This is a genomic window from Branchiibius cervicis (genome assembly GCF_042661605.1).
Taxonomy (GTDB): domain Bacteria; phylum Actinomycetota; class Actinomycetes; order Actinomycetales; family Dermatophilaceae; genus Branchiibius; species Branchiibius cervicis.
Genome location: NZ_JBHSWJ010000002.1, coordinates 2,505,718 through 2,518,123, shown reverse-complemented (window position 1 = coordinate 2,518,123; position 12,406 = coordinate 2,505,718). Strand labels below are relative to the sequence as shown.

Genomic DNA, 12,406 nt, shown 5'->3' with positions numbered 1-12,406 from the left:
CATGACGCGAAGCAACGGAACCATGACGATCGGCGACGTCGTCACCAAACTGATCGGCGACGACGCACCGTTCAGTGTCACCGCCTACGACGGTTCGGTGGGCGGCAACCCGGACGCGCCGTACGGCGTGCACATCGAGAACGAGCGGGGGATCCGCTACCTGATCAGCCACCCCGGCGAACTGGGGCTGGCGCGGGCCTACGTCAGCGGCGACCTGACGTTGTCGGGTGTCGATCTCGGCGACCCCTACGACTTCCTCAATCTCTTCTGGAGCGGCTTCGAGCCGAAAACCCCGCCGCTGCGAGAGATTCCGGCGATGCTGTCCGCGGTCGGGCTGGGCGCCCTGAGGCCGCCGCCCCCGCCGCCGCAGGAGGCGCCGTCCCAGTGGCGGCGCGCGGTGGAAGGCCTGCGGCACTCCCGCAAGCGCGACTCCGAGGCGATCCAGCACCATTACGACGTCAGCAACGAGTTCTACGAGATGGTCCTCGGTGACTCGATGACCTACACGTGCGCCTGCTACCCCCACGAGGACGCCACGTTGGAGGAGGCGCAGTTCCACAAGTACGACCTGGTCTGCAAGAAGCTGGGTCTGGAGCCGGGGATGCGGCTGCTGGACATCGGCTGCGGCTGGGGCGGCATGGTGCGGCACGCGGTCGAGCACTACGGCGTGACCGCGCTCGGGGTGACCCTGTCGCGGGAACAGGCGAGCTGGGGTCAGCAGAAAATCAAGGAGCTCGGCCTCGATGACCGGGCCGAGGTTCGCTACAGCGACTACCGCGATGTCACCGAGACCGGGTTCGATGCGCTCAGCTCGATCGGGCTGACCGAGCACATCGGCGTACGCAACTACCCGTCGTACTTCCAGTTCGGCATGTCCCGTCTGCGTGATGGTGGCCGGATGCTGAACCACAGCATCACCCGACCCGACAACAAGGCGCCGTCGCTGACCAAGGGCGGGTTCATCGACCGGTACGTCTTCCCCGACGGGGAGATCACCGGCGTCGGGACCATCGTTGGCGCCATGCAGGACGAGGGTTTCGAGATCCGGCACGTGGAGGACCTGCGCGAGCACTACGCGCGCACCTGCCGCGCGTGGTGCAAGAACCTCTCTGCGAACTGGGACGCCTGCGTGGCCGAGGCCGGCGAGCCGACCGCCAAGATCTGGGGTCTCTATCTGGCCGGCTCCTCGTTGTCCTTCACGACCAACCGGATCCAGTTGCATCAGGTGCTCGGTGTGAAGGTGCCGGCCTCCGGCGACGCTTCCTACCCGCTGCGTCCGACCTTCGGAGTCTGAGCCGCTGCGCGCTCGCCGCGAAATAACCGGTTGCGGGTGCGCGTTAGGATCAACGAGCCAACTGAATAGTGTGACGCGCCTGCTTCATCATGGGGGTGATCGGTTTCGACGTTGATCGCCGTCGCAGGGGAAGCGGGTCGAGGATGCACGCTTATCTCGTTAACGATGCGTGCAAAACCAATAGGTGCCAACTCCAAGCGCACCGACTTCGCCCTCGCCGCCTGAGCGAGCCTCGAAGTCCGTCAGCCTGAGCTAGTTTCCGACTCAGTGTCTGGCGTCAGCTAGGAAACTTGCTGCACCGTCTCGTCGGGGGACGGTGTGGGACTCTCACCCGACTGGGCCTGTCACAGAACGTGTGCGCGCGAGCTGCGGGGCCGAGAAAATCCATAGCGCACTGCACCCGGAGAAGTCCTGTCTCGCCGTCAACGGACGCGGGTTCGATTCCCGCCACCTCCACTACACGCAGGCGCGTCACACCAGTTGCGGCTCAGACGAGTTCGTAGACCACCACGATCGTCGCCGTCACCGCGAACTCCCCGCCCTCGATGACAGGGCCGGCCGCGTCCATCGCCATCATCCGCATTGCCTTCGGTTGCAACGGGATGGGTCCGCTCGCAGGCGAGGTGTCGATGGCCAGCACCGGACCCAGCTCACGTCCCGCGAGGCGGGCCAACTCCGTCGCCTGGGACCGGGCATCGTCGAAGGCGTCGCGCTGGGCGCGGCTGCGCAGCGGGTCGGTCTCACTGATCGCCAGGCTGACCGACTCCACGCGGAGATCGTCGCCGGCGGCGTCGGCGGCAGCAGAGATGACGGCACCCGAGGTGTCGAGAGCGGCACGGACCGAGAACCGGTGCCGAGCGACGTACCCGCTCTGGACGTTCCTTTCCGAGTCCCAGCCGCGGTCCAGGGACAGACCCGCCGTCTGGACGTCCTGGTCCGCCACCCCTGTCTCTTTGACGGCGGCTACCAGCCGCTGGGCGCTGGTCGCCGCGGCGTCCAGCGCCTCCGACGCGTTGTCGGCGGTGTGTTCCACCCCGAGGCGAAGCTCGACCCGGTCGGGCGATGCGCCACAGGTGGCGGTTCCGGTCACGCGCAACGTTGCGGACTCCTCGGTCGTCATAAGCGCAGCGTGGCACATCGATTCTGGTCTACGCAGCAGTAGGGGCCACAATGAAGTACGTGACTGTGCAGCCGTCCGTGTCGAACTCCGTGACCATTCGTCTTTCGCTACCCGCCCGGCCCACGGCCGTCAGCGAGTTGACCAGCACGGTCGATGTGGCCGGGGGACTGGTCACCGGTCTGGACGTCACCTCATCCGAGACCAACCGGATGGCTGTCGACGTCACGATCGCGGCTCGCGATCCGCAGCACGCCGATCACATCGTGTCGATGATCGCCGACATCGATGGGGTCGAAATCGGCAAGGTCAGCGACCGCACCTTCCTGGCGCACCTGGGCGGCAAACTGTCCATCGAGTCCAAGGTCCCGATCCGCAACCGCGACGACCTGTCGCTGGTCTACACCCCGGGCGTGGCCCGGGTCTGCATGGACATCGCCGCGCACCCGGAGAACGCCCGCCGGCTGACGATCAAACGCAACACCGTGGCGGTGGTGACCGACGGTACGGCGGTGCTGGGCCTGGGTGACATCGGCCCGTTGGCCGCGATGCCGGTCATGGAGGGCAAGGCCGCCCTGTTCAAACGTTTCGCCGACATCGACGCCTTCCCGATCTGTCTGGACACCAAGGACCCCGACGAGATCGTGCGCACCGTGAAAGCCCTCGCGCCGGTTTTCGCCGGCATCAACCTGGAGGACATCTCCGCGCCGCGCTGCTTCGAGATCGAGCACCGGCTGCGTCAGGAACTGGACATCCCGGTCTTCCACGACGACCAGCACGGCACCGCCGTAGTCGTCCTCGCCGCGTTGACCAACGCACTGAAGGTCGTCGACAAGAAGCTGGCCGACGTGCGCATCGTGCAGTGCGGCGCCGGCGCGGCCGGTACGGCGATCACTCGCCTGCTCCTGCACGCAGGCGCGCGGGACGTCGTCGTCGCTGACATCAACGGCGTCGTGAGTACCGATCGCCCCGACATCGTGGCGGGGGAGAACTCCTCACTGGCGGCCCTGGCGCGCGATACCAACCCCCGCGGTGTGAGCGGCACGCTGCAGGACGCCCTGGCCGGTGCGGACGTCTTCGTTGGCGCCTCCGGCCCGAACATCCTTACCGGACACGACATTTCGACCATGGGCCAAGACGCCATCGTCTTCGCCCTGGCCAACCCGGTGCCGGAAGTCGCCCCCGACGAGGCCGCGCAGTACGCCGCAGTCGTCGCTACCGGGCGAAGCGACTTCGCCAACCAGATCAACAACGTCCTGGTCTTCCCGGGCATCTTCCGCGGGTTGCTCGACGCCGCGGCCAGCAAGGTGACCGAGGATCTGTTGCAAGCCGCCGCAATCGCGTTGGCCGGTGTGGTCCCCGACGACCAGTTGAACCCCACCTACATCATCCCCAGTGTGTTCCACCCCGATCTGAGCAAGATCGTCGCCGCGGCGGTCAGCCGCGCCGCCCGGGAGCAGTGAGCGCACTCACGTCGCGCGTGGTCATGAGCACGGTCTGCCACCCGGTAGACTGGTCACATCCGATCTTGCGTTCTTGAGGTCAGTCTTCTTACGCCGGGCACTATCCCGGTCGTTGTGTGAGCGCTGAGATCCGGCGGCCTGTCATCCGGACAGGACGAACCGCCCGCCAGTTGCCACCTGTGAAGGAACGCACTCATGTCACATCATTCGACGACGCCTGCCGCCACATCGGCCGGTAAGAAACCGCGGTGGACCCGCGAGCAGAAACTCGCAGCCCAGAAGGGCAAGAACGCCGCCTCCACCAAGAACACCACGCGACGCCCGGAGCGCGAGCCCCGCTCCCGGCGCGACGACTACGACTCCTCCCGTTCCGACTCGCGTCCGCAGCGCGGTGACGACCGTCGGTCCGAGAACCGCTCGTACGGCGAGCGTCGTGACAACCGCTCCTACGGCGAGCGTCGTGACAACCGTTCCTACGGCGACCGGCCGCAGCGCAGTGACGAGCGTCGGTACGACAACCGCCGTGACGACAACCGCTCGTACGGCGAGCGTCGTGACAACCGCTCGTACGGCGACCGGCCGAAGCGCAGTGACGAGCGTCGGTACGACAACCGCCGTGACGACAACCGCTCGTACGGCGAGCGTCGTGACAACCGCTCCTACGGCGAGCGTCGTGACAACCGCTCCTACGGTGAGCGTCGCGACGACAACCGCCGCTACGACGACCGCCGCGACGACAACCGATCGTCCTACGGTGAGCGTCCGCAACGCCGCACCTTCGCCCGCCCCCAGCAGACCACGACCACCCGCGCTACCGCGGCCCGCATTCAGGAACCGATTGACATGTCCGACAACGGATTCGCCGCCCTCGGGCTGCCTGAGGTGCTCGTCGAGCGACTGGCTCGTGACGGCATCACCCAGCCCTTCCCGATCCAGCAGGCGGCCATCCCGGACGCCCTGGCCGGCCGCGATGTGCTGGGCCGTGGTCGCACCGGTTCCGGCAAGACCCTGGCCTTCGGGCTGCCGACCCTGACCCGGTTGATGGGTTCCAAGGCCCGTCCGCATCAGCCGCGTGCGATCGTCCTCGTGCCGACCCGCGAACTGGCCATGCAGGTCAGCGATGCACTGCAACCGCTGGTCCACGTGGCTGGTCTGCACCACAAGCTGGTCGCCGGCGGAATGCCTTACGAGCCGCAACTGAGCGCGCTCGCGCGGGGTGTCGATCTGCTGATTGCCACCCCGGGCCGCCTGAGCGACCTGATCGCCCGGGGCGCCGCCGACTTGTCCGCAGTCCAGATCGCGATCCTGGACGAGGCCGACCACATGGCCGAGATGGGCTTCCTCGAGGCGATCACCGAAATCCTCGACCTGGTGCCCGAAGGCGGTCAGCGTCTGCTGTTCTCGGCGACTCTGGACCGCGGTATCGACACCGTGGTCGACCGCTACCTGACCGACCCGGTGACACATTCGACCGACGACGGCACCGCGTCGGTCACCACCATGGAGCACCACGCGTTGCTGATCGAGCCGCGCGACAAGAAGGTCGTGACCGCCGAGGTCGCCAACCGCTCCGGTCGCACGGTCGTCTTCGTGCGCACCAAGCTCGGCGCGGACCGTGTCGCTACCGAACTGCGCGAGCAGGGCATCGTGGCCGCCGCGCTGCACGGCGGGCTGAACCAGGGTCAGCGCAACAAGGTGCTGAGCGCGTTCAAGGACGGTCGTATCCCCGTTCTCGTCGCCACCGACGTCGCCGCTCGCGGCATCCACGTCGACGACGTCAGCCTGGTCCTGCAGATCGACCCGCCGGCCGACCACAAGGACTACCTGCACCGCGCCGGGCGCACCGCCCGTGCCGGCGAGGCCGGCACCGTCGTGACCCTGGCCCTGCCGCACCAGCGCAAGGGTGTGCAACGGCTGCTCGACGAGGCGGGTGTCGGCATCCAGCTGACCAAGGCCCGTCCGGGCGATGACATCATCGCCGCCGCCGGTGGCAGCCGCCCCTCGGGCGACTTCGTCAGCCAGTCCACGCTGGAAGACCTGCTGACCCCGCCCGGACAGCGCGACCGAGGACACCGTGGCGGTCCGCGCGGCTACCGCGGCGGCCCCCGCCGGCCCGGTCAGGGTCGCGGTGACTACCGCGGCGATCGTCGCGGCGGTCGCTCCGAGCGCGGCTACAGCCGCGCCGGCCGCGACTGATTGGTCACCCCTGCGCCACCGATGAAGGGCCGACCCGGGCGACCGGGTCGGCCCTTCATGCGTGCAGCGGGTCCGTGGCCCGAGCGTTCAGTTCAGACCCGGGTCGCCTGGGAAACTGGAGACGAAGGCGATCGTGTTGCGCTGACGGCGCGCAACCTGCGACCACAACTCGTGCGGACGGGTGGTGAAGGCATCGTCGGTATGAGCGTCCACGACGTACCACGCACCCGCCTCGATCTCGTCCTCGAGCTGCTCGGGCTCCCACCCGGCGTACCCGGCGAAGATCCGCAACGCGCCCACCTCCGGCATCACCACCGCCGGCGGGGCGTCGAGGTCGACCAAGGCGACATCGCCGAAAAGCCTTTTGATGCCGATCGATTCGTCGTCACCGGGGATCGCCACCAGGCCGAGCGCGGTGTCCAACGAGACCGGCCCGCCCTGGAAGATCGTGTCAGGGGCGGTGACGTGGTCCTGCCAGCCGGGCAGCACCGCATCGACCTCTGCGGCCAGCGGCCGGTTGAGGATCAGTCCGTGGGCACCTTCGTGGTCGTGGTGCAGGATGAGCACCACGGAGCGCTCGAATACGTTGTCCTGGTCGATCTCCGTGATCGGATCGACGTGTAGGAGGCCGTCGTCGCCCGCGCCCACGGCCGGCAACTGCTCGTGCCGCACCCGCGGTACGGCGATCAACAGCCTGCCGGTCAACGGATCCACACCTCATTATGCGACGTCGCACCCCGTACTCTTGACGTATGAGCACCCCGCTTGACGAGCCCACCGCGCCGGGCGCACCGCAGACCGCTCCGCAGGCGGCGCCCGAAGGTCCGCGGACCACCACGAGCGTCCTGGAGCGCGAGGAGGTGCAGGAGCAAACCTGGGAGCCCGGCGACCACGAGCGCTTCGCGCATTATGTGCGCAAGGAGAAAATCCTGGAGTCAGCGCTTTCCGGTGAGGCCGTGACGGCGCTGTGCGGCAAGAAATGGATCCCCAACCGTGACCCGGAGAGATTCCCGATCTGCCCGACCTGCAAAGAGATCTACGAAGGGCTGCGCGCGCCGCAGGACGGCGAGGACTGAGGTCCTCGCAACGCTACGCCTGGGGCGGTGCCACCAGCGCCGGACTGTCGGGCAGGCTGATCGAGCACCGGGCTCCGGGCGGATAGGACGACGCCACCTCCGAGGGCACGTCCGCCAGCGCGGACTGCTCGCGAGAGCGCACCAGAAGACGGGTGGTCGCCCCCGGAACGTGGCAACGAAGACCTCCCAGTCACCGTCCGAATCCGGGCGTATGCGTATCGCCTCCGGGCGCACCAACACTTCGACAGCCGTCCCTGCTCCGCCCGGCGCAGCGCCCCGGACCGGCAGCGTCTGGTCACCGATCCGCACTGATGCGCCGTCGACCATGATCCCTTCGAGGCGATTCATCGTGCCCACGAAGGTCGCCACGAAGGCTGTCGCCGGCTCGTCGTAGAGCCGCTGCGGCGCGGCGATCTGCTCCAGTCGGCCGGCGCGCATCACCCCGACCTGATCGGCCATGGACAACGCCTCTTCCTGGTCGTGGGTGACGAAGAGCGTCGTGACACCGAGCTCGATCTGAAGTCGGCGGATCTCATCGCGCAGTTGCTCGCGCACCTTCGCGTCCAGCGCCGACAGAGGCTCGTCAAGCAGGAGCACCCGCGGCCGGATCGCCAACGCCCGGGCCAAGGCGACCCGCTGCTGCTGACCCCCGACAACTGGTGTGGGTACTTGTCGAGGTGTTCGGACAGTCCCACCAGGTCGAGTAGTTCGGTGGCCCGCCGGGACCGCTTACCCGAGTCGTGACGTCGCATCCGCAGCCCGAAACCCACGTTGTCGCGAGCAGTCATCGTGGGGAAGAGGCTGTACGCCTGGAACACCATCCCCATGTCGCGCTGATTGGGCGGTAGCCCGCGCACGTCGCGGCCGCCGACGCTGATGGTGCCGGCGTCCGGTGAGTCGAATCCGGCCAAGAGACGCAGGGCCGTGGTCTTGCCGCACCCGGAGGGCCCCAACAGCGCAAGCAACTGACCGCCGGGGATGTGCAGATTCAGCCCGTCGAGGGCGACGGTCCCGGGGAACGCCCGGCGTACGTCGCGGAAGTCGACGTCCACGCCCGCCGGCTCGTCTGCGAGGGGCACAGTACTCATGATGTGGTGCCTTTCTGTCGGCCGGACGTCACGACCGAGAAGCCGATCAGCAGGACCCAGGTGAAGCCCAGGCTGATCAGCGACAGGGCGGTCGTGAGGCGGCCGTCGGTGTTGTTGAACTGCAGCAGCCACACGGTGAACGGCTGGTACTGAAGGATGCTCGCCACCGTGAACTCACCGAAGGCGAGCGCGAAGGCCAGCAGCGCCGCGGTCACGACACTGCCGCGAAGGGTTGGCAGCGCGACCCGCCACAACACCGTCCACCAGGTGGCACCCAGTCCTTGCGCCGCCTCGACGTACGTCGCAAGAGGTACCGCGCGGATTCCGGCGTCCAGTGCCCGGTAGGTAAAGGGCAGCGCCAGCACGAAGTAGAGCAGCGGCAGGATGAACGGCGGGTGGCTGTTCAGCAGTTGGTTGGTGACCTGCCAGCGGACACTGCCGGTATCGGTGGTGTTTCCCCAGGCGATCACTTTGCCGACGCCGACGACCAGCACGATGGGGGGCACCACGAGGGGCAGCAGGCAGAGGATTTCCACCACCGGCCGCAGGCGAGGCAGCCGCAGATGGAGCAACAGCATGGTGGGCACCATGATGACTAAGGTGACCAGCACCGCGACCGCCGAGATCTCCAGCGATAGCAGGACAGCATCGAAAAGTCCTGGTGCTGAGGGGATTTCAGTGTATGCCTGGAAGTCGACACCGTGGCTGTTGCGGATGGAGAACCAGAACGCGGCCGCGAGCGGACCGATGAAGTAGATCGCTGCGAGTAGCAGGACGACCCAGCGGCCCCAGGGTAACGACCGGACCCGGCCGGGGGTGACCGCGGTCATTGCAGCCACCTGGCCGTGCGACGCTGTAGGAAGAGGTACAGCGCCGTCAGGGGCACGATCAGCACCATGAGATCGAGAGCGAGCGCGGCGCCGACATTGGCCTGGTCGGCCAACACGTTGCCGGACAGGACAGCAGCGATCTGCAGCGGTGTCAGGGCCAGGGTGCCATTGGTCAATGCCGCTGCCGTCGCATAGGCGGAGATCGCGCTGCAGAAGAGCAGCGCCAATGCGCCGAGAAAGCTGGGCAGCAGGACAGGTGTCGCGACGTGCCGCCAGTACTGCCACCGGTTCGCGCCCAGATTCAGCGCCGCCTCACGCCATTGCGGCCGCAATCCCTCCAGGCTGGGGATGATCACCAGCACCATCAGAGGAACGAGGAAGTAGAGGTAGACCACCACGACGCCGCTCATGCCGTAGAGGTCGAATCCCAGGTCGGACAGGGAGATTCCGAGGTGGTCGCCCAACAGTGTCGTGACGACGCCGGCGTTGCCGATGGCCGCGACGAAGAGGAAGGCCAGCGGCAGGCCGCCGAAGTTGGTGAGCACCGCGGCGGCGGTTGCTGTGAGCTCCTTCAGGAGTCGGTTGCGGCTGCTCACGATCGCCTGCGCCAGGAAGAGGCCGAGCACGCCGGCCAGCACGGCGTCGATCAGGGACACCTTGGCGCTGTTGATCAGGCCGGTCCGATAGGCGCCCTGGAGCGAGGTGGACACGTTGTGCATCGTGAAGCCGCTACCGGAGGCCGGTTGGAAGGCGGTGAAGAGCAGGACCACGGTGGGCAGGATGAAGAAGACCACGATCAGCGCGAAGAAGGGCACCATGCCCCAGAGCGCGTGTCCCCGCACGCGTCGACCGCCGGACGGCGCGACCGCGCCGGGCGCGCCGGACGTGGTGTCCGAAACGCCCGGCGCGGCAACGGTGAGGTCGGAGTCAGTCACGTCAGCTGACTGCCGCTGACCAGTTCTGCGTCAACGCGGCCTTGGCCTTGGTGACCTGGTCCTGGCTCGGGAAGACCGGGTCCCCGCTGACTTCGGGCAGCTTCGCCGCGGCGGCGCTGTCAATGGTGCCGGCCTTGGTCATGGCGGTCATGGCTGCCGGACGGGCGAAACCCTGCAGGAAGCCGTTCTGGCCCTCGACGCTGAAGAGGTATTCCTGCCACAGGCGCGCGGCGGCCGGGTGCGGTGCGTAGACGCTGATCGCCTGGGCGTAGTAGCCGGGTAGTTTCGCGTCCGTCGGCACCACGGTCTTGAACGTGCTGACCTTCTCCGCCTTGGCCGCGTTCAGGTAGTCCCAGTCCAGCACGATCGGGGTCTCACCACTTTGGATGGTCGCAGCGGTCGCCTGCACCGGGACGTAGATGCCGTCCTTCTTCAGCTTCCCGAAGAAGTCGATGCCGGGCTGGATGTTGTCGAACGACCCGCCCTTGGCCAGCGACGTTGCCCACACGGCGTTGAACGCCGCATTGGCCTTCGTCGGGTCGCCGTTCAGCGCGACCTTGTTCTTGTAGGCGGGGTCGTCCAGCGCCGCGAGCGTGCTCGGGCAGGTGGTCACTTTCGCGGTGTCGCAGCCGATCGAGACGTAACCGCCGTAGTCGTTGACCCAGTGACCTTCGGCGTCCTTCAGGCTGTCCGGGATGTCGTTCCAGGTCGCCACCTTGTACGGCGCGAAAAGCCCCTCGCTGGTGCCGCTGAAGGCGAAAGCCTGACCGATGTCCACCGTGTCGGGTGCGGTTGCCTGGCTCTTCAAGGTCTTGATCGCGGTGATCTCATCGGCGCTGGAGCCGTCGGGGTTGGCGTCGGTGATCTTGATGCCGTACTTCTTGGTGAAGTTGTCCATCAGCGTGCCGTAGTTGGCCCAGTCACGGGGCAACGTGATGACGTTCAACTGGCCTTCGGCCTTCGCCGCCTTGACCAGCGCGTCCATGCCGCCGAGATCCTCAGCCGAGGTGGCTTTGGCGGCGGACACACCGGAGGTGCCCGTCGCGCCGCCGGTGGCGCCGCCGGAGCCGGCTGCCGACGTGCTGGCGCAGCCGCTGAGGGCAAGGGCGCACAAGCTGACGGTGGCCGGTGCGGCCACGATCCAGGATCGACGAGGGATGTTCATTACGTACCTTCTGTCAGAGGGGTGCCGGCAAGCGCCGGCGACAACTGGTCGACGACGTCCGCCGCCAGTCCGAATGAGGTGGTCATACCGATGCCCGATGTGACACTGACAACGTGAACGCCGGGCGACGGCTGGGCGACCAGGAAGGGGTCGGTGGCTGACGCGTAGACGCCTTGCCAGCGGTACCGGACATCGAAGTCGCCGATATCCAGAAGATCTCGAATCTTGTTTATTATCAGGGCATCCCAGGGTTCTCGGGCGAACACATCGGGCACGTCGTCATAGCTGTGCGTGTCACCGATGACCAGATCACCGTCCGGGCGCTGGGTGAGCATCAGGTTCAGTCCTGCTGCGGCTGCGTCGGGTTGGTCACGGGCGATACGCGCCCGGACCTGCGCCAACGAAGGGCTGACGCCGAAGCCGGCGTAGCGCAGCATCGAGTGGCCGGTGAGTACGGCAGGGCGGACCGAGATGTCCCGGTGCGGCCGGATCTGCAGCATGTGCAGCGAACAGCGTTTGATCGATGCAGCCAGGCCGGGGAAGACACGGTCGACATCGTGGTTGACCGCCACCACGACCGCCCGTGCTTCGACGGGTCCCCGACTGGTGGTCACCACACCCTTGTCCACCGCGTGCACGGCAGTCGACCATCTGAAGGTCACCCCCTGGCGGCTCAGCCAGTGAGCGATCGCGGGTACGGCGGCTCGCGGGTCTACGCGTAGATCGCCCGGCAGGAGCGCCCCGCCGATCGTCTCGTGCACCGGCGCAAGCCGTTGTACCGCAGGGGGATCGAGCAGCTGGACCGCGTCCGGACCGCGTGCAGCCCGGAGATCCTTCAGCACCGCCCACTCGTCCTCATGGCGAGCCACCACAAGGGTGCCGGCCTCGCGTGCCCAGAATCCGGCCGCCTCGGCGACGTCGAGCCAGTGCTGGCGACCACGTTGGGCGTAGTGCAATGCATCGCCGTCCTGCACCGTGATGCAGCAGTGTCCGAAGTTGCGGACCGACGCCCCGACTGCGCGCGCGTCGCGGTCGATGACGACGACACGGAGGCCCTTGCGGACGGCGTGGTAGGCGTGGGCCAGTCCGACGATGCCCGCACCCACCACGACCAGATCGGCTGTCATCACGGTGCCAGTGCGCCATGGGTTCCGGTGCCCGTCAACCCGGTCAGGGATTTCCCAGCAAGCGTTCACTGACTGGATGAATTACGTTACGACAGTGCGTCATTCGTTCATCTGG

At 67.3% G+C, this 12,406-nt stretch carries 10 protein-coding genes, 1 other RNA gene and 1 pseudogene; 5 read left to right on the top strand and 7 right to left on the bottom strand.

Going from position 1 to position 12,406, the window contains the following annotated elements:
- Positions 1-22: 22 nt before the first annotated feature.
- Both ACFQBT_RS13150 and ssrA read left to right on the top strand, forming a co-directional pair.
- Positions 23-1,294, top strand: coding sequence for a class I SAM-dependent methyltransferase (locus ACFQBT_RS13150; protein ID WP_377823302.1), 1,272 nt, complete (start codon positions 23-25; stop codon positions 1,292-1,294).
- Between the two features lie 91 nt (positions 1,295-1,385).
- Positions 1,386-1,753: a transfer-messenger RNA gene (gene ssrA, locus ACFQBT_RS13145) on the top strand.
- Positions 1,754-1,781: 28 nt separating this feature from the next.
- On the opposite strand, the gene ACFQBT_RS13140 is transcribed toward ssrA, so the two are convergent.
- Positions 1,782-2,414, bottom strand: coding sequence for an SIMPL domain-containing protein (locus ACFQBT_RS13140; RefSeq protein WP_377823301.1), 633 nt, complete (start codon positions 2,412-2,414; stop codon positions 1,782-1,784).
- A gap of 50 nt (positions 2,415-2,464) precedes the next feature.
- Here ACFQBT_RS13140 and ACFQBT_RS13135 point away from each other — a divergent pair, with 50 nt between their 5' ends.
- Together ACFQBT_RS13135 and ACFQBT_RS13130 are read left to right on the top strand one after the other, a co-directional pair.
- Complete coding sequence (locus tag ACFQBT_RS13135; protein WP_377823299.1) at positions 2,465-3,874, top strand: NAD-dependent malic enzyme; 1,410 nt, start codon at positions 2,465-2,467, stop codon at positions 3,872-3,874.
- A gap of 195 nt (positions 3,875-4,069) precedes the next feature.
- Entirely contained in the window at positions 4,070-6,070 is a 2,001-nt protein-coding gene (locus tag ACFQBT_RS13130) for a DEAD/DEAH box helicase (RefSeq protein ID WP_377823297.1), read from the top strand.
- 87 nt (positions 6,071-6,157) lie between these two features.
- On the opposite strand, the gene ACFQBT_RS13125 is transcribed toward ACFQBT_RS13130, so the two are convergent.
- On the bottom strand, positions 6,158-6,784 hold the full coding sequence (locus ACFQBT_RS13125) for a YqgE/AlgH family protein (RefSeq protein WP_377823295.1): 627 nt from the start codon (positions 6,782-6,784) through the stop codon (positions 6,158-6,160).
- A gap of 38 nt (positions 6,785-6,822) precedes the next feature.
- Between ACFQBT_RS13125 and ACFQBT_RS13120 the strand changes: the two genes are divergently transcribed.
- Positions 6,823-7,146, top strand: a complete 324-nt coding sequence (locus ACFQBT_RS13120) for a DUF3039 domain-containing protein (RefSeq protein ID WP_377823293.1) — start codon at positions 6,823-6,825, stop codon at positions 7,144-7,146.
- 633 nt (positions 7,147-7,779) lie between these two features.
- Here the strand turns inward: ACFQBT_RS13120 and ACFQBT_RS13115 are convergent.
- From ACFQBT_RS13115 to ACFQBT_RS13095, 5 genes and pseudogenes are all read right to left on the bottom strand, one after another.
- Positions 7,780-8,234 (bottom strand): annotated as a pseudogene (locus ACFQBT_RS13115) (ABC transporter ATP-binding protein); the annotation flags it as partial.
- The gene (locus tag ACFQBT_RS13110) at positions 8,231-9,064 is read right to left on the bottom strand and encodes an ABC transporter permease subunit (RefSeq protein ID WP_377823292.1); all 834 of its coding nucleotides are present in this window, start codon (positions 9,062-9,064) and stop codon (positions 8,231-8,233) included. The pseudogene ACFQBT_RS13115 and the gene ACFQBT_RS13110, both read right to left, overlap by 4 nt.
- Complete coding sequence (locus tag ACFQBT_RS13105; protein WP_377823290.1) at positions 9,061-9,999, bottom strand: ABC transporter permease; 939 nt, start codon at positions 9,997-9,999, stop codon at positions 9,061-9,063. Before ACFQBT_RS13105 ends, ACFQBT_RS13110 begins: the two co-directional genes overlap by 4 nt.
- A gap of 1 nt (position 10,000) precedes the next feature.
- Complete coding sequence (locus ACFQBT_RS13100) at positions 10,001-11,164, bottom strand: ABC transporter substrate-binding protein (protein ID WP_377823288.1); 1,164 nt, start codon at positions 11,162-11,164, stop codon at positions 10,001-10,003.
- Complete coding sequence (locus tag ACFQBT_RS13095; protein ID WP_377825487.1) at positions 11,164-12,291, bottom strand: TIGR03364 family FAD-dependent oxidoreductase; 1,128 nt, start codon at positions 12,289-12,291, stop codon at positions 11,164-11,166. The genes ACFQBT_RS13100 and ACFQBT_RS13095 overlap by 1 nt, the downstream gene beginning before the upstream one ends.
- Positions 12,292-12,406: the final 115 nt, after the last annotated feature.

Bases quoted from the DNA above. Each gene is read 5' to 3' on its own strand.
- ACFQBT_RS13135 (WP_377823299.1), top strand. From the start codon at position 2,465: ATGAAGTACGTGACTGTGCAGCCGTCCGTGTCGAACTCCGTGACCATT.
- ACFQBT_RS13150 (WP_377823302.1), top strand. From the start codon at position 23: ATGACGATCGGCGACGTCGTCACCAAACTGATCGGCGACGACGCACCG.
- ACFQBT_RS13140 (WP_377823301.1), bottom strand. From the start codon at position 2,414: ATGACGACCGAGGAGTCCGCAACGTTGCGCGTGACCGGAACCGCCACC.
- ACFQBT_RS13110 (WP_377823292.1), bottom strand. From the start codon at position 9,064: ATGACCGCGGTCACCCCCGGCCGGGTCCGGTCGTTACCCTGGGGCCGC.
- ACFQBT_RS13130 (WP_377823297.1), top strand. From the start codon at position 4,070: ATGTCACATCATTCGACGACGCCTGCCGCCACATCGGCCGGTAAGAAA.
- ACFQBT_RS13120 (WP_377823293.1), top strand. From the start codon at position 6,823: ATGAGCACCCCGCTTGACGAGCCCACCGCGCCGGGCGCACCGCAGACC.
- ACFQBT_RS13095 (WP_377825487.1), bottom strand. From the start codon at position 12,291: ATGACAGCCGATCTGGTCGTGGTGGGTGCGGGCATCGTCGGACTGGCC.
- ACFQBT_RS13100 (WP_377823288.1), bottom strand. From the start codon at position 11,164: ATGAACATCCCTCGTCGATCCTGGATCGTGGCCGCACCGGCCACCGTC.